Below are 20,604 nucleotides of genomic sequence, written 5' to 3'. Positions count from 1 at the left end.
ACCCTCAGACGTCTTTGCTCATCCCGTACTTTTTCATCTTCTCGACCAAGGTGGTGCGGCGCATGCCGAGCAGATCGGCGGCGCGGGCCACCACCCCGTCCTGTGACTCCAGCGCCTGACGGATCAGCTCCACTTCGAGGTCGGCCAGCATCTCCTTGAGATTGACCCCCTCCTCCGGCAGCTGCATGGTTCGAGGCGAGGAAAGCGGATGGTCGATCTCCGGCGGATCCTGAAACACAGCGGCCAGTGCATCCCGCTCATCCATCTCGGTCAGTCGCTCATCACGCGGCTCGCTTGGCAGCAAGCGGTAGCGGCTCGGCAGATCGGCCACATCGACAATCTGCTGCGGATAAAGAATGAGCAGCCGCTCAAGCAGGTTGGAGAGCTCGCGCACGTTGCCCGGCCAGGGGTACTGCATCAGCGACTCCATCGCCCGCTGGGTCAGACGGATGGTGCTGTGGTGCTGTTCGGCATGACGGTTGAGCAGCTCCTGCAGCAGCAGGGGGATATCGTCGATGCGATCCCGCAGCGGCGGGGTTTCGATGGGGAAGACGTTGAGGCGATAGTAGAGATCCTCACGAAAACCCTGGGTGCGGATCAGCGCCTCCAGATCCCTGTGAGTCGCGGCGATGATACGCACATCGGCCTGAATGGGCTTGCCACCACCGACCCGATCAAAGAGCCGCTCCTGCAACACCCGCAGCAGCTTGACCTGCATCGGCATCGGCATGTCACCGATCTCGTCGAGAAACAGAGTGCCCCCCTGCGCCAGCTCGAAGCGACCACGCCGTGCGGCGATAGCGCCGGTAAACGCTCCCTTCTCGTGGCCGAACAGCTCGCTCTCCAAGAGCTCCGCCGGAATGGCACCGCAGTTGATGGGCACGAACGGCCCCTGGCTGCGGCCAGAGAGTTCGTGAATGGCGCGCGCCACCACCTCTTTACCGGTACCCGACTCACCGAGGATCAGCACGTTGGCATCGGTCTCGGCAACCTGGCTGATGAGGCGACGCACTTCCTGAATCCCCTTCCCCTTGCCCACCAGCAGGCGCAGTAAAGCCTGCCCCTTGTCATGGGTCTGCTGACGGGGATGCAGAGAAACAAACGCCTGACAGAAGTGCAGGTGGCGAGTCAGCGACTCATAGGTAAACGGCGCCTCGGCAACCCCGATAAAGTTGCTGTTGGGCAGGTCGGCCTCGACCAGAGAGATAAAGGGGGGTTCGGGGGAATGCAGCCAGCAGATCCGGCAGAACACGGGCGCCGAGCTCGCCGGCCAGCACACCTTGCAGGGGGCCGGAAGAGTCGATGGCGACATCCAGATCGCCTTCAGCTACCTCTTGCCACGGGATCCCCATAAACGAGAGCACTGTTCCCAACTGCTGACGCCGCTGCGCATCGGCATCAACAATCAACACGCCCATCTCCACCATATCAATCCCTCGCGACGACCGAATATAATTCATTGTTTTATATAGATATAAAACATATATCACTTATTTTATTTCAGACAGACAAAGTGCCAAAATTCCGACACTTTGTCAAAAATTGTCGTATTCAGGCTAAGTGTATCGACATAAAACGGGGATAAACGAAATGGCTACGGCATTTTTTTCGCAGGGAATATTCAGGTGATACCGCCTTGCCGGCGGCGGTATCACTCAGATGCAGCAGTTCAAGGGTGGATATGGTGGCGCGGGGTCGCGTAGCGGCACTCGGGGAAACGGCTGCAGGCCAGAAAGAGGCGACCGGCATGGGGCCCTTTCTTGGCTTCACGCTCCACCAGCGGCGCATCGCAGCGAGGACAGTGGTGCACCTCTTCATCCTCGTCTTCAGACGGATCGGCAAACAGGTTGTCGGCAAGCTCCGGCTCCTGCACGGGAACCGCAATGCTCGGCGCAGGGCGCTCCAGATTTGGGAAGTGAAGCGGCTCTTCATCGACCGGGCGAACAGTTGCCTGTGGCGAGCCACCGCGGAGCGGCGTGCCAAGATCGACCCCGTCCAGCAACAGAGGATTGAAGGTGGGTTCGCGCCGCTGGCCCGGCAGCAAATCATCGACCAGCGGCTCGCTGGTTTTGACCAGCAACGGCAGAATCTGTTCGCGCAACTCTTCCACCTGATAACCGCTGCTGGCCGGAATTTGCAGCAGGGGCAGACCGGCGCTGTCGCAGGCAGTTTTCAGAAAGAGATCACGCGCCTTGCGCTTCTGATGACGGTGAGAGCTGTCATCCAGCTCGATGGCGCAGATAAACGAGAGGTCGGTCGGATGGCAGAGCAGATAGTCAAAATGCTTGCCGCTGATCTTGTTGAAGTGTTGCTGCCATTTGCTCTTGCCGAGTCCCGCTTGCGGGGTCAGCACATCGGCCACCCGCACCTTGGCCAGGACTCTGGCCTTGTCGCCTACCGCCAGATCCAGAACCCCGAGAAAAGAGCGCTCGGCCGGAGTGAAGAGCGTCTCCTGCAGATCGTAGGGCAGCTGCTTCTGCTCCTTGTTTCTGCTCCAGAAAATCGCCAGCACCAGCAGGGCCAGCAGCAGTAATCCCGACAGGACGAGGGTATTCATGAGAGCACAATCCAGTTCACAACACGAAAGGGGGAACACTTTACCACAGCCAGCGTCACGCAAGGCAGCAGGCAAGCGTATGGAAAGTGTAAAAGTCCCTGCTTTTTATCCATTTGCCAGCGGGCGGGGCTTCATATGACCAGCCACAGCAGGCACAATGCTGGAGAAACCCAATTCCAAGGAGAGCAGGATGCAAAAGCAATTGGTGGTCACCGTGATCGGTGCAGACAAACCAGGTATCGTCGAGAGTCTGGCTGCCGTCATCAGTCGCGAGCAGGGCAACTGGCTGGGCAGTGCCATGAGCGAGCTGGCAGGCCAGTTTGCCGGCATCCTCCATGTAGCCGTGCCCGAGGAGCACTACCGCAGCCTGTGCGAAGCGCTGGCCCTGCTGCCCGGCCTCACCATCAGTTTTGCCGAAGGGACCCCCACCGCCGAACCGGCCCATCAGGTGGTGATGACGGTCACCGGCAATGATCGCCCCGGCATCGTCCACGAAGTGGCGAGCATCCTGCGGCAACTTGATATCAATGTGGCCGATCTCACCACTGGCTGTGAACCGGCACCCCACTCCGGCGCATCGCTCTTCTACGCCCATGCACTGGTTGCCCTGCCAGACGGGCTGGAGATGGAGAGTCTTGTCTCTGCGCTGGAGTCTCTCTCCGATGATCTGGTGGTCGATATTGATGAGGCGATGCCCGAGTAATATTGCTGTCACTTTTCTGTCATATATTCACGTCATACCTGCCGCGCAGAGGCGAACTGATTAGAGACCAGAGGCATAACATGAGCACCGACAAGCTGTATGAAGAGAAAGAGCTGAGCTGGCTCTCATTCAATGAACGGGTGTTGCAAGAAGCGATGGACAAGACGGTCCCCCTCATCGAGCGGGTCCGCTTTTTGGGGATCTTCTCCTCCAACCAGGATGAGTTTTTTAAAGTTCGGGTGTCGGACGTCAAGCGCCGCATTCTGATCAATGAAGTACATGGCGGCGACGATGAAGCCAAGGTGCTGCTGCGCGCCATCCAGCAGAAGGTGATGGCCCTTGGCGAGGCATTCGACAACACCTACAAGGAGCTGCTGATCGCCCTGGCTCGCCACAACATCTTTCTGGTCAACGAAAACCAGCTCTCCGACGCCATCCAGAAGTGGCTGCGGGTGTTCTTTCGGGAGAAGGTGCTGCGCCACATCATCCCGATCCTGCTCAACAAGGAGGTCAACCCGGTCAAGTTCCTGAAAGACGAGCACACCTATCTGGCCATCGAGATGAAAAAGAATGGCCAGGTGATCCAGTATGCGCTGGTGGAAGTGCCGACCGATGACCTGCCCCGTTTCTTCCAGCTGCCGCCGGAAGGGACCCGCCGCAAGAAGCAGATCATCATTCTGGACAATGTGATCCGCTTCTGTCTGGACGAGATCTTCAAAGGCTTCTTCGACTACGACGAGATTGCCGCCTATGCGGTGAAGCTGACCCGGGATGCCGAATATGACCTCTCCGACCAGCTGGACTTGAGCCTGGTCGACAAGATGAGTGACGGCTTGAAACAGCGTCTCACTGCCATGCCGGTACGTTTCGTCTACGAGCGGGAGATGCCGGCGGCGATGATAAGCTTCCTCAAGCTCAAGCTGCAGATCAGCTCCTACGACGCCATCATGCCGGGCGGGCGGTATCACAACTTCAAAGATTTCATCGGCTTCCCCAACGTGGGCCGCGACTATCTGGAAAACCCCAAGCTGCCGGCCATCGATTGCCGCGACTTTGACGGCTTCGTCAATGCCTTCGATGCCATCACCAAGCAGGACATCCTGCTCTACTACCCGTACCACAAGTTCCACCACTTCACCGAGCTGGTGCGTCAGGCGGCGTTCGATCCGGCAGTCAGCGCCATTCGCATCAACATCTATCGAGTCGCCAAGAAGTCGCGGATCATCCACTCCCTCATCGATGCCGCCAACAACGGCAAGAAGGTGACCGTGGTGGTGGAGCTGCGCGCCCGCTTCGACGAAGCGGCCAACATCGACTGGGCCAACATCCTGACCGATGCCGGGGTCAAGGTGGTGTTCGGGGTGCCGAGCCTCAAGATCCACTCCAAGCTCTGCCTCATCACCCGCCACGAAAACGGCGAGGCGGTGCGCTACGCCCATATCGGGACCGGCAATTTCAACGAGAAGACCGCCAAGATCTATACCGACTTCTCGCTGCTGACCCGCCATCCTGACATCACCGCCGAGGTGGAGAGCGTGTTCGAGTACATCGAATACCCCTACCGGCGCTACAAGTTCAACCACCTGCTGGTCTCCCCCATCAACAGTCGGCGTCAGCTCTATCGTCTCATCGACAACGAGCTCTCCAACGCCAAGGCTGGGCAACCCAGCGGCATCACCCTCAAGATCAACAACCTGGTGAACCGTGATCTCATCAACCGGCTCTATGCCGCCGGGCAGGCCGGGGTGCCGATCCAGATGATCATCCGTGGCATGTGTGCCCTGCGCCCGGGAGTGCCAGGCCTCAGTGACAACATCAAGGTGATCAGCATCATCGATCGCTTCCTCGAGCACCCGCGGGTGATGGTGTTCCACAACAAGGGAAACCCCCAGCTCTATATCTCCAGCGCCGACTGGATGAGCCGCAATATTGACGGCCGGATCGAGGTGGGTACCCCCATCTATGACGAGCGGCTCAAACAGCGCATCATGGATATTCTCGAGCTACAACTGAGTGATACCTGCAAGGCGCGGGTGATCGATGCCGACCAGCAGAACGAATATGTGAAGCGGGGCAACCGCCGCAAAATCCGCTCTCAGGTCGCGATTTACGACTATCTCAAACGTATCGAGTCAAACAATGGACAATAGCCTCTACGCCGCCGTCGATCTCGGCTCCAACAGTTTTCATATGGTGATCGCCCATCTGAGCGAAGGGCGTTTTCGCATCGTCGATCGCATCAAGGAGCGGGTGCGGCTGGCGGAAGGGATGGATGAGCAGAAACGAATGAGCCCGGAGGCGATGGAACGCGGCCTCGCCTGTCTGTCACTCTTTGCCGAGCGGCTCACCAACATCAAACCGGATCAGATCCGCATCGCCGGCACCTACACATTGCGCCGAGCCAGCAACGCACGCGAGTTCGTCAGCGAAGCGGCCAAGGTGCTCAACCACCCCATCGAGATCATCAGCGGGCAGGAAGAAGCACGGCTCATCTATCAGGGGGTCGCCCATACCCAGCATATCGAGGGCCAGGTACTGGTCATCGATATCGGCGGCGGTAGCACCGAGCTCATCATCGGTGAAGGGTTTGAACACAAGGCCCTCACCAGCCGCAAGATGGGCTGCGTCAGCTTTACCCAGAGCTTCTTTGCCAGCGGCAAGCTGAGTGACAAGCACTTCACCAATGCAGTGCTGGAGGCGCAGCACCAGCTCGCCCCCATCGTCAACCAGTACCGCAAGCTGGGCTGGCAGAGCTGTCTTGGCAGCTCAGGCTCGATCCGCACCGTGCGGGATGTGCTGCAGGGTGAAGGGCTGACCGATGGCAGCATTACGCTGGAGGGGCTGGAGCGCCTCAAGGCGCTGATGATCGAACACAAGCGGGTCGATAACCTCAAACTGGTCGGGCTCACCGAGGAGCGTCAGGAGGTGTTTGCCGCCGCGGTTGCCATCCTGCTTGGCCTGTTTACCTCGCTGCCCATCGAGCGGCTCGACTACTCTGACGGTGCCCTGCGTGAAGGATTGCTGTATGAGTTCGAGGAGCGCTTGCAGCACCACGATATCCGCGAGCGCACGGCGCAAGCGCTCGGCACCCACTACCGGATGGACCGCAAACAAGCCGCCCGGGTGGAGCAGAGCGTGCTGACCCTGTTTGATGCCCTGCAAGGGCCCTGGCAGATGGAAATAGAGCCCTATCGCGCCATCCTCGGCTGGGCGGCACGGCTGCACGAAATTGGCCTTGCCATCAACTACAGCGGCATCCACCGCCACTCCGCCTATATCCTGCAACACACCGACCTGCCCGGCTTCAACCAGGACGATCAGGCATTGCTGGCCGCGCTGGTACGCTTCCAGCGCAAGGGGCTAAAACTCTCCGAGCTGCCGCCCCTGCCCAACCACGACCTGCAAACCGTGCTTCGCTGCATCCGCATTTTGCGCCTCGCAGTCGCCGCGCACCACAAGCGCCAGGACAACCTGCTGCCTGAGTGGAAAGTTGCGGTACAAGGGGATCAGCTGGTAGTGACCCTGCCGATCGACTGGTGCGAGGAGAACCGTCTCCTGATGCAGAATCTGGAGAAGGAGCACCGTTATTGCCAGGAGCAGGGCTGGCCACTGTTGTTCCAGCTCGGCTGAACCGCAAAGAGAGATATAAAAAAGGCAGCCCGTGGGCTGCCTTTTGCATTCTCAGGTTCTGGCTTACTGCAGCTCGGGCAACAACAGCTTGGCAATCTCGAAGTAGATGATAAGACCGGTACCATCCACCAACGTCGCGATAAAGGGGGCCGATACGACCGCCGGGTCGATACGGAAGCGGCGCAGCACCATGGGGATAACCGACGCCACGGTGGCACTCCAGAGCACGATGGCGATGATGGTCAGAGTAACTACCATGCCAATCTGGGGCCCCACCCCCAGACTCCAGGCTCGCACCCAAGCCGCCAGCGCAATAGCGGCCGAAATGAGCAGACCGGTGGAGAGCTCCTTCTTCAGCACAGTGCCGAGGTTGCGCAAACTCACCTCCCCGACCGCCATGGCTCGCACTATGGTAGTGGTGATCTGGGTACCACTGTTACCACCGGTACCGATCAGCAGAGGGATAAAGAATGCCAGGGCAATAGCAGCTTCCAACTGCTCCTCGAAAGCCCGCAGCACGGTGCCGGTATAGGCTTCGGCCACAAACAGAATGAGCAACCAGCCCACCCGCTTGCGCCACAACTGCCAGGGAGTTGCCTGCAGATAGGGGGTATCCAGCGGCGATGAACCACCCTGCATCTCGGCATCCTCGGTGGATTCGAGCTCCAGGATATCTGCGGCATCATCAACGTGGAAAATACCGACCAGCCGCCCCTGATCCTCGACCGGCAACACCGACAGGTCGCGGTCAATCAGCAGGCGCGCAGCCAGCTCCTGATCCGCACGGGCGTTGATCCGCACCGTTTCACGATCCATCAGAGTTGCGACGCTGGCAAGCGGGTCAGCGATCAGCAGAGTCTTGAGCGAGATGCTCCCCTGCAGACGCCCATCCGCGTTGACCACATAGATGTGGCGAAACAGCTGGGCATTATCCCAGGCATCGTGGATCAGCTGCTTGGCCTTGCCTACGGTATCCTGTTCGCTCACGGCCAGGTATTCATGACGCATGTTGGCCCCGACCGACTCGGTAGGCCAGTCGAGCAGGGAGTAGTACATGGCCTGGGCCTGGGTCGGGAAACGCGCCAACAGCATGGTGCGATCCTGACGGCCGAGCTTGCGCAGGATAGCCACCATCTCGCGACGGGGAATGGCTTCTTGCAAGACTGTAACTATGCTGCCATGCATGCGTTGCAACAGACGACCCGCACTCTCTGCCGACAGAGAGGCGATAAGTTCAGCCCCCTGCGGCACAGGCAAGGTATCAAAGATGCAGTTGAGCTCTTCCGGACGCAGGGTCAGCAGTTGATCGGCGCGCTGAACCGGATCCAGATTGTGTTCCAGCCAACCCTGCAGGCTGGCGAGATCGAGCAATTGATGACGGTTGAGAATGGTGTGTGTTTTCTTCATCACAAATAATCCCATGTGATTTCAGGCGAGCCTGAGCGCGAACGGAGATCCGTTCGCCATCTGAAAGAAAACAGCAATTTGATTGACGAGTAATAGGCAGGAAATGACGCCGTTCGGCGTGTCATCATCCCCACGTACCAGCTTTAGCACTGCATAACGTATCCGGCATGCCGGAAGCCACTTGGGTTTACACCTTAATCCGATGAAAACTGTCCTGATCTTGGGCGTCTCTGGACGTCGTGAGATCAGTGGCCTGTGTTTATACAGGAGCCTCGCCTAACGAGATGCTGCAATTAAACTTGCACAACGCACTGTTGTGCGGGCGGCATAATTGTCCAATCACACAGCAAGGTCAACCCCGCTTCCGCCAGAAACCACCATAGGTAACAGCTTGTTACAATTACTGGCCAAATCACGGCTCAACAACGGGATAGCCCAATATGCAAAAAGGCCCCGGTGGGGGCCTTTTTGCATTTAGCGGATGTAATCAAACAGGGTCAGCCGGCTTATCTTGCTGAAGGAGAGTTGCGACGCACTCAGCGCTGCATCCTCTTTCGACAGTGTTGATATCACCTCGTAGAGATCGGCCTCGGAAACCTTGGCCCTCGCCTCGGTATTCAGTGTGCTCAACCCCTCGTTGGAGCTCATCACCTGCTCAAGGCTATTCATTCGGCCACCCAGCTCGCCCATCCCGTGATCCATGTTCAACCGGGCGTTTTTCATATGGACGGTTGCATCAGCTACCTTATCCTCGAAGGTATCGGCAGAGATGGTCGGATCACGCAGCGCGTTGATGAAGTCGGACATGCCATTGAGAATGTTGTCGTTCTTTGGCGGATTGAGCGAAAACTGCTGTGCTGCCCCACCTGCTGGCAAATCAAGCGTCAACTCAAGGCCGTTGAACGGGATCGCGGTGCCTGGTTTGTAATCACCCGTCTGCAGTGTTGTCCCACCGGAATCCTTGATCTGATAGGTGTCGGGAGGTCCTATTGTGGTGGAAACGGTGTAGTCATTGCTGGCCAGCGCCGAGTTGTAGTTTGACTGGAAAAAGTTATCAAAGTTGCCCTGATCCGCAATGCCAACTTTGATATTGGCTGTCCCCGCGCTGGCAGTTCGCCTGGTTGCCACTATCTCGAAGAGATCCTGACCCGAGTCATTGGCCGCAATCTTCACGGTCGGCGAGACCTGGATCTCGCGCTGCCCGGTATCCCCCTGATAGATGAACTTCCCGTTGGTGTCCTTCACATAGGGCTGGGTCTTGCTCTGGTTGCCGCCAAAGATATATTCCCCCTGAGAGTTCTTGCTGTTCATCAGGTCAAACATCTGCTGCTGCAACCCTTCCAGCTCACTGGCGATGGCTTTGCGGTCATCCATGCTGATGGAGCCATTGTGTGACTTCTGGATCAGGGTCTGGGCACTCAGCATGGCGGTATTCAAAGAATCCAATACCGTCTCTTCATGGCCAAGGCTGTTCTCCAGCAGGCTACCGTTGACCCCATACTGCTTGAAAAGGTCGATCTCCTTGGTCAGCGCCATCTTTTGGCTCATGCCAGCCGGGTCTTCGCCAGCCGTCTGGAATTTATTGCCGGTCTGCAGCTGCTGATACGCGGTATTGAGCCGCTCATTGGCATTGTTGAGGGAATAGATATTCCGGTCGTAGATCATGTTGGTCGTAATGCGCATGACGTTACCTCACGGAAGAGAGCAGTGTGTCGAAAATAGTTTTGGCGGTACTGACGATCTGAGCTGATGCCGCATAGGATTGCTGGAACCGGATCAGATTGGCCGCTTCCTCTTCCAGATTGACCCCGGAGACACTCTCGTAAATACCGGAACTCTGAATAAGTTTGGACTCATTGGCCTTGAGCAAAGTCTTCGCCTGGCTGGTATTGTTACCTACCGACATAACCAGTCCAGAGTAGGCCTCATTAAAGGTCATCTTGTCGTTGGTGGTACCGCCATTGGTGCTCTTGCGCACCAGATCCTTGTTCTGTAAATCGGCCAAAGCGAGACCATTGCTGTTATCGGCAAAGCCGTTGCTGTTGTAGCTGAGAGTAAAGTTGTCACCCGCCTTGACCGTACCGGTAATACTGAACTCGTAACCTGGGGTCTGTTTGGGATTTGCATAGACAGGCCCCGTAGCGGGAGGCGGCAATTGCAGGGCTGCCATCAAATTTTGCCCCTTGCTGGCAGCAGGAGCGACCCCGATTAGAGTCGTTCCTCCTTGGCCATAGACCTCATAGTCACCGGCAGCGTTAATTTTGACCACCTGAGGCGCCGTCGAGCTCAGGCTATTGGAGCCAAAACCTGACCCTGTACCTGTATTGAATACGCCCCCCAGCTTGATATCTGCGCTCCCCGGATTATTTGTGTCCTTCTGCGCTTTGAGCGGAGAAGCCAGAGCCAAATCTTCCGGCCGGGTAATATTTTGCGTTATGCCCGCAGCTGCACTCTTGGTCGGTTGCAGCAGCAGTTTGTCGCCGGTAACTGGTGCTCCGGTCAAATCCACCGAAATACCGTGGCCCGGGATCTGGAAAGTGGCAGGTGGCATAGTCCCCGTTGCAACCGAAGTTGCATTGCCATCCTTGTCCAGTGAAAAGACTTCGTAACCGGTAGCGCTGCTGAAACGGATCTCATAATCAAAAGGAGTCACCTCTGCGCCCTTGCCGGGTACAAAGCTGACTGTAGCCCCGGAGGTTCCTCCGTTGGTGCTGTATGGCAGACCCTTGCTGGTTGGCAGGGTGAAAATATCGCTACCCAGCTCGTTATCCAGATCCATCCCCAGCCGGTTTTGCTGGTTCATGGCATCAGCCATGGCGATGGACAGCTGCCCAAGCTCACGTTTGGTCGGTTCCAGGTCGGTTCGAGCCTTGAAAAGCCCGCCCATGGCGCCACCAAAGGTGTCATGGTTGATAACAGTCTGGTTGGCTCCCAGCGTTAATTGCAGCTCCTGATTACGCGAATCCGGATCTCCAGCCACCTGTTTGAACTGCGCGACACCACCATCCAGAACCAGAGAGTGACCGGTACTCATGTTAACCAGCACACTGCCATTGGCTTGGGGGATGGTGCGAATATCCATCTTTTCTGAAAGCTGGCGAATCGCCTCATCGCGCTGATCAAACAGCATCAGGTTCTCTTCGGGTGAGCCCTGAGTTCGGATAATGGCCTGGTTCAAGTCGTTGATGCTGGTTAGCAGGCTGTTGACCTGCTTGGTCTCGTCATCAATGCGGGTGTTGATGGTGTCACTCTGTTTGTCGAACTGGGCCGAGAGGGTGTGAAACCGGTTGACCATACCGCTCATCTCGCTCATGGCGACCTTGCGGCCACCAATGTCGGCGGGAGACTCGTTGGCAGAGTGAAATGCCTTGAAGTAGGAGGTGATAGCAGCCCCTACGCTGTTGCTGGTATCGCCCAGCAAGCTGTCCACTGATGACATTTGATCATAATGGGTCATGGCTGCATGGTAGGCAGAGGTATCACGACGCACCTCCCCCTGCATATAGCTGTTGAGGATCCGCTCGGTCTTGATATCACCAGTACCCAGGCCAACAGAATTGGTATACACCAGCGTACGCTCACGCACATAGCCCTGGCTATTGACGTTCACTATGTTGTTACTGGTGCTCTGCAGCAGGCGTTGCTGTGCCAGCACACCTGATGAACCAATTCCAAGCAGATCGCTTGCCATATGTTACAGCTCCATCTCGTTGTATTGCGCAATAGCATCGCTGCGCAATACCTGTTTCAGTTTGTTGGCGTAGTGAGGATCTGTGGCATAACCGGCCTTTTGCAGCGCTTCAAAATAGTGATCCGGGCTGTCTACCTTGGCCAACGCCCCCTTGTAACGGGAGCCGGAGGTGAGAAAATCCACGTAATCGTTGAAGCTCTCTTCAAAAGAGTCGTAGGAGCGGAAGGCCGCTTTTTGGCGCGATGCAACCCCTTCCTCATACTCGAGCGTACTCACCACGGCCTTGGGCCCCTCCCAACGGGGATCAGCCTTAATGCCAAACAGGTTGTGAGTTACGTTCCCCTCGCCATCCTTGATCACCCGCTTGCCCCAGCCACTTTCCAGCGCGGCCTGAGCCACCAGTACCGCAGGGCTTAGTCCCAGCTTGTCGGCCGCTTTCTTGGCAAGTGGCATCAAGCGCTGCACAAACTCTTCCGGGCTATCAAACTCTTTGCCATCGGCACTGCTACCAGCTTGGGCGGCTATGCCCATCGGCGGCACGGTACGGTGAGGGCGTACCGGCATGGTGAGCGCAGGTTTATCCTCTGCCATCCCCTTTTCAGCAAAATCCTTGCCAACTTTAGAGGCTTCAATCAAATCATTGGCTGCCCCGGAGGGCGGTTCGTAGGGTTTGTAGGCTCGCTCCGTGCGCTGCGGCATCTTGAGCACCCGTCCATCCTTGTGGGTAAAGGTGGCCGGTGAGAGCTGCTTGGCCACCATATCAGCCAGACCTAACCCACCTTTATTGGTCATATCGGAAACACGCTGCTCATCCAGCATCCCTTCATAAAACTGGGTATAGCTGCTGTTGAACGGGCTATCCTGGGTCAACACCTGATTGGCCTGCCGCATTCCCTGAAAAATCATCTGGGTGAAAATTGACTCGAACTGGCGCGATGCACTCCGGAGCGCTTCCGCCTGCCCCTCTTTGCTGTTGCTCATCTGGCGGAGACGATCCAGGTTTTTGACGTCCTGTACGACCCCGAGATTGATACCGCTGTTAGTGTCAAAGTCCGCCATTTTGCTTACCTCTTTGCCGCCCGTGGCAACCCCTTGCCGCTTGTTACAATATGATCAGCTGTCCTTCGATGGCGCCTGCCTGCTGCAGCGCCTCGAGGATGGCCATCAGGTCACCGGGAGCAACCCCGACCTGGTTGACGGCCCGAACCAACTCATCCAGCGTGGCGCCGGTGTCAAACTTGAACATCCGCCCCTGCTCCTGCTTGACGTTGATAGTCGAACTGTTGGTGGTAGTGGTCTGCCCGCCAGAGAGTGGATTGGGCTGGGAGACCTGCTGGTTTTCCGCGATGGTGACGGTCAACCCACCGTGGCTGATAGCCGCCGGTTTCAACCTGACTTCACTGCCAATGACGATAGTGCCGGTGCGCGAGTTGACGATGATCTTGGCCGCTTCATTGGCCGGATCCACTTCCAGATTCTCGATGGTCGCGAGATAGGAGACTCGCTGACCCGGATCACGCGGCGCATAGACCTTGACCGAAGTGGCATCGAGTGCCTGCGCGGTATTGGGGCCGACCAGGTCGTTCACCACATCGGCCAGTCGGCGTGCAGTAGTAAAATCCGGGCGGTTCAGGTTGAAGGTGATGGTATCGCCCTGACTGAACGCATTGGGTACTTCCCGCTCGACGGTTGCCCCGTTGGCAATGCGCCCGACGGTCGGGGTATTGATCACCACCTTGGAGCCATCCGCCCCTTCAGCGCCCAGACCGCCGACCACCAGACTGCCCTGGGCAACCGCATAGACCCGACCATCAAGCCCCTTGAGAAAGCTCTGCAGCAGAGTACCGCCACGCAGGCTTTTCGCCTCGCCAATCGCGGAAACCGTGACATCAATGGTTTGGCCCGGCTTGGAGAAGGGCGGCAAGTCGGCATGAATAGCTACCGGCGCCACATCCTTGATCTTGGGCTTGATGTTGTCCGGCACCTTGATGCCAAAGTTGTTGAGCATGGTGCGGAAAGTCTGCTCGGTGAAGGCGTTGTTCTTCTCGCCAGTACCGGGCAGACCGACCACCAGACCGTAACCAATCAACTGGTTGGTACGAACCCCTTCAACCGAGCTGATGTCCTTGATCCGGGCGGCATGAGCCATGCCCAGCGGCAATAGACAACAGAGGAGTGTGGCAAGACGGAGTGACTTCATAACATCTCCTAGAGCGGCCACCAGGGACCATTGAAAAAGCTGGTCAGCCATCCCTGTTCCTGGGTATTGGCCAGATCACCGGTACCACCGTAGTAGATACGGGCATTGGCAACTTTCTGGGATGAAACGCTGTTATCAGACGTCACATCTTCTGGCCGGATAAGACCGGTAATACGGATATATTCGTTGCCATTGTTAAGCATGATCCACTTCTCGCCACGCACCAGCAGATTGCCGTTGGGCAATACCTTGGCCACGCTGACCGAGATATTCCCCTGCAGGCTATTGCTCTGATCTGCCTTGGCTTGTCCCTTGAACGCGCCAGTCTGGCCGATGCTCGCCGAGAGGTCATAGGGCCCTGCCGTCACCGGCACGCCACCTAAGCTAACCGCATCCAGATTGAACTTGTTGTCCTTGCCACTCTGGGTGTTGGCTTTTTTGGAGGCAGAGGTCGATTCAGCCAGCTGAATGGTGATGATGTCACCCACCTTGTGCGCCTTGATATCCGAATAGATGCCGTTGACCTGCTCCGGCTGAAAGATAGCTCCTGTCGGTCTCACCGAGACCGGCTCCGACTCCCCGTAAACGGGGGAAAACTCGGGATCATCGGGTTTTGGGGTATTGGGGGTAGAAGTACAACCACCCAGTACCAACAAGCCCAGCATCCATAAGGCTTTCATCATGCACCTCCTACTTAGGTACGCTGGATAAGGAAGGACATCATGCCGTCCACCGCCGAGAGTACCTTGGAGTTCATCTCGTAAACCCGCTGGGCCTGGATCAGGTTGACCAGCTCTTCAGTCACGTTGACGTTGGAGGTCTCCAGCATCCCCTGTTTCACCACGCCCATACCATCGGCCCCCGCAGTTCCCTGAATGGCCGCGCCACTGGACTGGGTTTCCACAAACAGGTTTTCACCCATGGGCTGCAGGCCGCTGGCATTGACGAAATCGGAAAGAGTGATCTGGCCGACCACCTGAGATGCGCCATCTCCCTTGAGCTGGACAGAGACCTGGCCATCTTCGCCAACCGTCACGCTCTGGGCATTTTCCGGGATCTGGATCTCCGGTTGCAGGGTGTAACCGTTGCCAGGAGTAACGATGGTCCCTTCGCTGTTCAGGGTAAATTGACCGTTGCGGGTGTAGGCAGAGCTGCCATCCGGCAACTGCACTTCAAAGTAACCGCGGCCACTGATCATCAGGTCGAGGGAGTTATCCGTGGTTTGCACGTTACCCTGGCTGTGATCTTTCTGGGTCGCGACCACCTTGGCACCGGCACCCAGCATCAATCCAGAGGGGCGCTCGGTATCGGCAGAGGAACGGCCACCGGGCTGGTTGATGTTCTGATACAGCAGATCTTCAAAGATGGCCCGCGACTTTTTAAAGCCCACGGTGCTGGCGTTCGCCAGGTTGTTCGAGGTGACCGAAATATTGGTCTGCTGAGCATCCAACCCGGTCTTGCTGATCCAGAGTGCAGGATTCATGGTGTAACTCCTTGGTTAGCTGATACGCAGCAACTGGGTTTGGGCCTCATCATTCTCTTCGGCCGTTTTCATTAACTTGATCTGGGTTTCGAACTGACGCTGCAGTTGAATGAGGTTGGTCATCTCATCCACCACATTGACGTTGCTGCCTTCCAGAGAGCCGGCAATCAGACCGACCGCAGCTGAGGCTGGCTCATTTTGGCCATCCTTGCGGCGAAACAGGCCATCAGTACCCTTCTCTACCGCATTGGCAGCCGGGTTAACTAACTTGATCCGCTGAAAATCCTCAGACAGGTTGGCAGCCGCACCTTCGGGACGACCGCTGATGGTGCCATCACGGTTGATCTCAAGCTTCTCCATCGGCATCGGCAGCACGATGGGCTGGCCACCATCATCCACCACGTTCAGACCGGTTGAGGTCTGCAGATTGCCAGTCGCATTCACCTGCAAATTTCCCATACGGGTATAGGCCTCACCCCCTTTGGGGTCCTGCACAGCAATCCAGCCCGGGCCATCAACAGCCACATCAAGATCCCGACCTGTTGTCATCAACATGCCATGCTGCAAGTTCTGACCGGGACGCTCCGTCATGGCAAATACCCGGCTGGGCAAGCCTTCCCCAAAGGCCTGCATGCTGCGGGCCTGCTCGAAGTCGGACTTGAAGCCGGTGGTATTGGCATTGGCGAGGTTATTGCTGCGAATAGCCAGGCTATTCATGTTCTCTTTGGCCCCGGACATGGCGATGTAAAGCAGGTGATCCATGGGATTCTCCGTCAAACAGATGACTCTGATGAGGGAACTGCAATTTGAGTGCCAACAGGAAAAATTGGAGGGATATTGAGGGGAGCCTGGACTCAGAAATACAGAGGGGGACATCAGTCCCCCTCTTAAAATAGCCAGTAGATCAATTAACGGATCTGCAGGATGGTCTGTTGCAGCGAGCTGTTGACCTCCAGGGAACGGGAGTTGGCCTGGAAGTTACGCTGGGCAGTGATCAAATCCACCAGCTCTGAGGTCAAATCCACGTTGGATTGTTCCAGCGCCGAGGATTTGACAGTACCGAATGTCCCGGAGTTGGGCGTTCCCGGCAAGGCATCGCCGGAGAGCAGTGACTGCCGCCAGGAGGTATCACCCACCTGGGTCAACCCTTGTGAGTTGGCAAACTTGGCCATAGCGACCATAGCAACCTTCAGAGTCGTGGCGTTGCTATAGGTTGCGGAGACAATGCCATCCGGCGTAATCTCGACTTTGGTCAAGCGGCCAACAGTGGAACCATCCTGTGTCAACTTGTTCACCTCAAATGGTGAGGAGTACTGGGTTACAGTACCGAGCTGAATATCTACCTGCTGGGTACCGTCTGCGCCATTGTTGATGATGCCAGCACCAGGGGTACCCAAGGGAATTGTTTTGATTGCGGCAGGCGTGGTCGGAGTGATCATCTTGCCATCGGCACCGAAGGTGAAGCGGGCTGCCAGTGGTGGAACATTGGTAACGGTTCCCGACATCGTGGTTGCCACACCGCCAGCTACATCTATCGGTTTATTCCCCTCATACATGTACATACGCCAAGCCGTCGGACTTGCCGGCTTGGTTGGATCTGTCGGATCAGCCTCTTTAACAAAATATTGGGTAATTACATGAGGGGATCCCAAAGAGTCATAGATCGTAACTGATGTGGATGAGGCATAACTCTTCGGATTGTTGATTGGATCAAAAAACGAAGGGTCTGCCGCTGAACCACCGGCGGCCAGAGGGGTTGAGTCAGATTTGAGGTTGAAACTGGCTTCGATTTTAGTGGTCTTGGTCGGCTCACCAGCACGATCAGGGATCTGGATCGGTTTGGTTGCGTTGATGCTCACCGCTTTCGGCGTGCCATCGACGTTTACCTCATAACCCTGCAGATAGGCCCCTTGGTTATTGACCATATAGCTGTTTTCATTGAGCTTGAAAGCCCCCGCACGGGTGTAGGTGCGATCTAGGTTGGTCAGACCATCCGAAGTGACAAAAAAGCCGTTACCCTGGATCGCCAAATCCAGCGCATTATTGGTAAATTGCAGTGCCCCTTGATGGAACTGCTGGGCAACAGCGCCTGTCGCGACACCATTACCGACCTGCGTCTTTCCATTGACAAAGATTGAGTTGGCATAGACATCAGCAAATTCAGCACGTGACTCTTTAAAGCCCATGGTGTTGACGTTGGCAATGTTGTTGGCGGTGACGTTCAAGTCTTTCTGTGCCGCATTGACACCGCTCAAGGCATTGTTAAATGACATATATTGCTCCTCAGATCGATGCTGTCGACTTGGTCGTTGACGGTTTCTGGTTTTGGTTGCTTCCCGAAATTTGCAGGATGCTGTTCAGGGTTGTAGTGCCCAGTCCTCTCAAATTGAGCTGGGTCGGATTTGAACCGTTCCCCAGGACCACGCTATCAACCTTGCCATAAGTAAACGCAGTGATACTTTCCGACTTGCCATCCATTGCCCCGTTGGCCTTGATGACGTACTTGCCTGCTTTTGCCGGGTTGCCATCTTTATCTTTGCCATCCCAGCTAAATTCCACGTTACCTCGTTGCTCCCCTTCCAGGGAAAACTCCTTGATAACCTGTCCCTTCTCATCTTCTACCGTAATCTTGACGTTCGAATACTTGTTCTCAAGACCCACAGCAACGACACCGGAAATGGAACCATCCTTTTCCAGATAACCCACGTTGCTTGGCAGCAATACATTCTGGCCAACCAGCGCAGATGCCTGCAACGCCTGACTAGAGGTCATCAGGGTGTTGAGATTGCTCATTTGTGCAGAAAGACTGCTGATGCCCTCAGATGTCGACATCGAGGTCATTTGAGAGAGCATCTGCGCATTGTCTACCGGCTTGAACGGATCCTGGTAGGCAAGTTGCTTGGTCAGCAGCGTCAAAAATGCTGCCTGATCCAGCTCCTTTTTGGGGGCAGTTGTCGTGCCTGTCGTCTGACTAGTGGTTCGGCTGATGCCGTTCACACTGTTGGTTGTATCAACCATGTTGCATTCCCCCTATCAGGACTTGCCAAGATTCAGCGTCTGCTGAAGCATTTTCTTGGCCGAGTCTGCAACCTGAACGTTCGTTTGATAGCTGCGCGAGGCATTGATCATGTCCGCCATCTCTTCAACCATGTTGACGTTCGGCTTGAAAATGAAGCCATCCTTGTCCGCCATGGGATGATTGGGGTTGTACTCCTTGAGCAATGGAGCCTTGCTCTCGACAATCCCTTTCACCTCAACCCCAACCGAGCCCTGATTATCCGACATAGCCTGATCGAGCTGAGCGGCAAAAATTGGCCGCCGGGCATGGTAAGTTTTTTCCACACTGGAGCTGACGCTATCTGCGTTGGCCATATTGCTGGCAACAGTGTTGAGCCGCACGGTCTGCGCGCTCATGGCCGAGCCGGCTATGTCAAAGACCTTGAACAAACTCATCACTGTTCTCCTTTCAGCGCCTTGAGCAGGCCGCTGATCTTGCTATTCATGAATTCAAGGGAGGTCTGATACTCAAGGCTGTTACGCAGGAACTCTGTGCGCTCCTGCTGCACATCCACCGTATTGCCGTCACCGGTATCAGGCTGCAACGGGTTGCGATATTGAACCGAACCGGGCGCATCCATATTCAAGGCAAAGTGTTTTTCGCTGGTGGTAGCCAGACCAAACCCCTGTTGTTGGTGCTGCGCATCCTGCAATGCCTGTGCAAAGTCGATATCTCTGGCCTTGTAGCCAGGGGTATCGGCATTGGCAATATTGCTGGAAAGCACTTCTGCACGCTTGGCACGAACCCCCAGCGTGTATTGATGAACACCAAATGCCTTGTCGAATGAAAGAGCCATAGCTCACCTCCTGCTTGATACTGTTTCCAAGCAAGAGCTATGCCACAAAAGACAGGTAATGAGAGGTACGCAAGTAAAGGGTTGCATCATCAGGAAGCACGGAATGCGCCAATAAACAGGCTGACGATGGAGAACCCACGCACAGAGGGCTTCTGGCATGTCTGGTATAAATAAAGAGGGAGGCATTGTGCCTCCCTCTGGCGTGATATTGCCGCTATTCTGTCAATCCAGCTGGAGTGCGGATTGAAGGCCTATTTCACCTTGTAAACAATCCCCGGATTGCAACGGATCATCTCGAATCGATCAGTCAAACCAGCCAGTGACTCCGATGCCCCCAGCATCAGATATCCTCCCGGATTGAGGCTTGCAGCAAACTGGTTGAGGATCTTTGACTTCACTTCTGGGGCAAAATAGATCAGCACGTTACGACAGAAAATAATGTCAAATTTACCGAGCAAGCTATAGCTTTCCAGTAAATTCAAGGGACGGAACGTGGTCAATTTTCTGACTCGTTCCACCACCCGCATTTTATTGTCACCGTATGGTTCAAAGAACATCTTCTTGCGCTCAGGTGACAAGCCCCGCGCCAAAGCAAGGCTGTCGTAGACACCCTCTTTGCACTGGTTGAGCATGGTGGTCGAAATATCCGTCCCCACGATCTGTACACCACCAGGCAAGGTGCCGGGCTTTTTCATCTGCTGCTCCAGCGCCGTCATGGCAATGGAGTATGGCTCCTGCCCGGAAGATGACGCTGCAGACCAAATCTTGACGGGTCGGCCGCTTTTACCCAGTTCAGGGAAAATCTTGTCAGTCAGCAACTGGAACGGATAGGTGTCACGAAACCAGAGTGTCTCGTTGGTTGTCATGGCATCTACCACTGCCATTTTCAGGTCACGCTCTCGCACACTCATTGCACGGGTAACCAGGTCAGACAGACTCTCGATGCCAAACTGAGCCATCAAAGGTGAAAGACGGCTCTTCACCAGATACTGTTTGTTATCACCCAGCACGATTCCGCTCTGTACCGCCAGAAAATTGCTGAACTGTTTGTATAAGTCGTCCGAAAGTGTCTTCATGCA

General features: G+C 56.1%; 17 protein-coding genes, 1 pseudogene and 1 riboswitch. Of the genes and pseudogenes, 3 read left to right on the top strand and 15 right to left on the bottom strand.

Features of this window, described 5'->3' with window-relative positions; translation table 11 throughout:
* Positions 1–4: 4 nt before the first annotated feature.
* Together WE862_RS11785 and WE862_RS11780 are read right to left on the bottom strand one after the other, a co-directional pair.
* Positions 5–1,427: pseudogene (locus tag WE862_RS11785) on the bottom strand (sigma-54 dependent transcriptional regulator).
* Between the two features lie 242 nt (positions 1,428–1,669).
* Complete coding sequence (locus WE862_RS11780; RefSeq protein ID WP_042033341.1) at positions 1,670–2,557, bottom strand: DUF2726 domain-containing protein; 888 nt, start codon at positions 2,555–2,557, stop codon at positions 1,670–1,672.
* Between the two features lie 190 nt (positions 2,558–2,747).
* Here WE862_RS11780 and WE862_RS11775 point away from each other — a divergent pair, with 190 nt between their 5' ends.
* The 3 genes from WE862_RS11775 to ppx all read left to right on the top strand — a co-directional run bounded on the left by WE862_RS11775 (position 2,748) and on the right by ppx (position 6,890).
* Positions 2,748–3,260, top strand: coding sequence for a glycine cleavage system protein R (locus WE862_RS11775; protein ID WP_042033339.1), 513 nt, complete (start codon positions 2,748–2,750; stop codon positions 3,258–3,260).
* An 80-nt stretch (positions 3,261–3,340) separates the two neighbouring features.
* On the top strand, positions 3,341–5,410 hold the full coding sequence (ppk1, locus tag WE862_RS11770; RefSeq protein ID WP_339058619.1) for a polyphosphate kinase 1: 2,070 nt from the start codon (positions 3,341–3,343) through the stop codon (positions 5,408–5,410).
* Positions 5,400–6,890: an exopolyphosphatase gene (ppx, locus tag WE862_RS11765; RefSeq protein ID WP_041209861.1), complete on the top strand. Its 1,491-nt coding sequence runs from the start codon at positions 5,400–5,402 to the stop codon at positions 6,888–6,890. Before ppk1 ends, ppx begins: the two co-directional genes overlap by 11 nt.
* A 63-nt stretch (positions 6,891–6,953) precedes the next feature.
* Here ppx and mgtE read toward each other — a convergent pair whose 3' ends face one another.
* From mgtE to WE862_RS11700, 13 genes are all read right to left on the bottom strand, one after another.
* Entirely contained in the window at positions 6,954–8,297 is a 1,344-nt protein-coding gene (gene mgtE / locus WE862_RS11760) for a magnesium transporter (protein WP_042033338.1), read from the bottom strand.
* Positions 8,298–8,418: 121 nt separating this feature from the next.
* Positions 8,419–8,588, bottom strand: a riboswitch (M-box (ykoK) riboswitch).
* A gap of 183 nt (positions 8,589–8,771) precedes the next feature.
* Entirely contained in the window at positions 8,772–9,980 is a 1,209-nt protein-coding gene (flgL, locus tag WE862_RS11755) for a flagellar hook-associated protein FlgL (RefSeq protein WP_042033336.1), read from the bottom strand.
* Positions 9,981–9,984: 4 nt separating this feature from the next.
* Complete coding sequence (locus WE862_RS11750; RefSeq protein WP_042033334.1) at positions 9,985–11,988, bottom strand: FlgK family flagellar hook-associated protein; 2,004 nt, start codon at positions 11,986–11,988, stop codon at positions 9,985–9,987.
* A gap of 3 nt (positions 11,989–11,991) precedes the next feature.
* Positions 11,992–13,047 (bottom strand): flagellar assembly peptidoglycan hydrolase FlgJ, encoded by a 1,056-nt coding sequence (gene flgJ, locus WE862_RS11745; protein WP_042033333.1) that lies wholly within the window; start codon positions 13,045–13,047, stop codon positions 11,992–11,994.
* 43 nt (positions 13,048–13,090) lie between these two features.
* Positions 13,091–14,188, bottom strand: a complete 1,098-nt coding sequence (locus WE862_RS11740) for a flagellar basal body P-ring protein FlgI (RefSeq protein ID WP_041209856.1) — start codon at positions 14,186–14,188, stop codon at positions 13,091–13,093.
* Positions 14,189–14,196: 8 nt separating this feature from the next.
* Positions 14,197–14,868, bottom strand: coding sequence for a flagellar basal body L-ring protein FlgH (gene flgH / locus WE862_RS11735; protein WP_042033331.1), 672 nt, complete (start codon positions 14,866–14,868; stop codon positions 14,197–14,199).
* 14 nt (positions 14,869–14,882) lie between these two features.
* Entirely contained in the window at positions 14,883–15,671 is a 789-nt protein-coding gene (gene flgG, locus WE862_RS11730) for a flagellar basal-body rod protein FlgG (RefSeq protein WP_033114360.1), read from the bottom strand.
* Between the two features lie 15 nt (positions 15,672–15,686).
* Positions 15,687–16,433 (bottom strand): flagellar basal-body rod protein FlgF, encoded by a 747-nt coding sequence (gene flgF, locus WE862_RS11725; RefSeq protein ID WP_042033329.1) that lies wholly within the window; start codon positions 16,431–16,433, stop codon positions 15,687–15,689.
* A 146-nt stretch (positions 16,434–16,579) separates the two neighbouring features.
* Positions 16,580–17,944 carry a flagellar hook protein FlgE gene (gene flgE, locus WE862_RS11720; RefSeq protein ID WP_042033328.1) on the bottom strand — a complete coding sequence of 455 codons (1,365 nt, stop codon included), beginning with the start codon at positions 17,942–17,944 and terminating at the stop codon, positions 16,580–16,582.
* A 10-nt stretch (positions 17,945–17,954) separates the two neighbouring features.
* A complete protein-coding gene (locus WE862_RS11715) occupies positions 17,955–18,689 on the bottom strand; it encodes a flagellar hook assembly protein FlgD (RefSeq protein ID WP_033114357.1) in 735 nt (244 codons plus the stop codon).
* 15 nt (positions 18,690–18,704) lie between these two features.
* The gene (gene flgC / locus WE862_RS11710; RefSeq protein WP_033114356.1) at positions 18,705–19,124 is read right to left on the bottom strand and encodes a flagellar basal body rod protein FlgC; all 420 of its coding nucleotides are present in this window, start codon (positions 19,122–19,124) and stop codon (positions 18,705–18,707) included.
* The gene (gene flgB / locus WE862_RS11705) at positions 19,124–19,525 is read right to left on the bottom strand and encodes a flagellar basal body rod protein FlgB (protein WP_033114355.1); all 402 of its coding nucleotides are present in this window, start codon (positions 19,523–19,525) and stop codon (positions 19,124–19,126) included. Before flgB ends, flgC begins: the two co-directional genes overlap by 1 nt.
* A gap of 251 nt (positions 19,526–19,776) precedes the next feature.
* Positions 19,777–20,601, bottom strand: a complete 825-nt coding sequence (locus WE862_RS11700; protein ID WP_033114354.1) for a CheR family methyltransferase — start codon at positions 20,599–20,601, stop codon at positions 19,777–19,779.
* Positions 20,602–20,604: the final 3 nt, after the last annotated feature.

It is taken from the genome of Aeromonas jandaei, assembly GCF_037890695.1.
GTDB classification, from domain to species: domain Bacteria; phylum Pseudomonadota; class Gammaproteobacteria; order Enterobacterales; family Aeromonadaceae; genus Aeromonas; species Aeromonas jandaei.
Note: the sequence above shows the minus strand (reverse complement) of the source record. Positions and strands in the feature narration are given on the sequence as shown.

Bases quoted from the DNA above. Each gene is read 5' to 3' on its own strand.
- WE862_RS11780 (WP_042033341.1), bottom strand. From the start codon at position 2,557: ATGAATACCCTCGTCCTGTCGGGATTACTGCTGCTGGCCCTGCTGGTG.
- WE862_RS11775 (WP_042033339.1), top strand. From the start codon at position 2,748: ATGCAAAAGCAATTGGTGGTCACCGTGATCGGTGCAGACAAACCAGGT.
- ppk1 (WP_339058619.1), top strand. From the start codon at position 3,341: ATGAGCACCGACAAGCTGTATGAAGAGAAAGAGCTGAGCTGGCTCTCA.
- ppx (WP_041209861.1), top strand. From the start codon at position 5,400: ATGGACAATAGCCTCTACGCCGCCGTCGATCTCGGCTCCAACAGTTTT.
- mgtE (WP_042033338.1), bottom strand. From the start codon at position 8,297: ATGAAGAAAACACACACCATTCTCAACCGTCATCAATTGCTCGATCTC.
- flgL (WP_042033336.1), bottom strand. From the start codon at position 9,980: ATGCGCATTACGACCAACATGATCTACGACCGGAATATCTATTCCCTC.
- WE862_RS11750 (WP_042033334.1), bottom strand. From the start codon at position 11,988: ATGGCAAGCGATCTGCTTGGAATTGGTTCATCAGGTGTGCTGGCACAG.
- flgJ (WP_042033333.1), bottom strand. From the start codon at position 13,047: ATGGCGGACTTTGACACTAACAGCGGTATCAATCTCGGGGTCGTACAG.
- WE862_RS11740 (WP_041209856.1), bottom strand. From the start codon at position 14,188: ATGAAGTCACTCCGTCTTGCCACACTCCTCTGTTGTCTATTGCCGCTG.
- flgH (WP_042033331.1), bottom strand. From the start codon at position 14,868: ATGAAAGCCTTATGGATGCTGGGCTTGTTGGTACTGGGTGGTTGTACT.
- flgG (WP_033114360.1), bottom strand. From the start codon at position 15,671: ATGAATCCTGCACTCTGGATCAGCAAGACCGGGTTGGATGCTCAGCAG.
- flgF (WP_042033329.1), bottom strand. From the start codon at position 16,433: ATGGATCACCTGCTTTACATCGCCATGTCCGGGGCCAAAGAGAACATG.
- flgE (WP_042033328.1), bottom strand. From the start codon at position 17,944: ATGTCATTTAACAATGCCTTGAGCGGTGTCAATGCGGCACAGAAAGAC.
- WE862_RS11715 (WP_033114357.1), bottom strand. From the start codon at position 18,689: ATGGTTGATACAACCAACAGTGTGAACGGCATCAGCCGAACCACTAGT.
- flgC (WP_033114356.1), bottom strand. From the start codon at position 19,124: ATGAGTTTGTTCAAGGTCTTTGACATAGCCGGCTCGGCCATGAGCGCG.
- flgB (WP_033114355.1), bottom strand. From the start codon at position 19,525: ATGGCTCTTTCATTCGACAAGGCATTTGGTGTTCATCAATACACGCTG.
- WE862_RS11700 (WP_033114354.1), bottom strand. From the start codon at position 20,601: ATGAAGACACTTTCGGACGACTTATACAAACAGTTCAGCAATTTTCTG.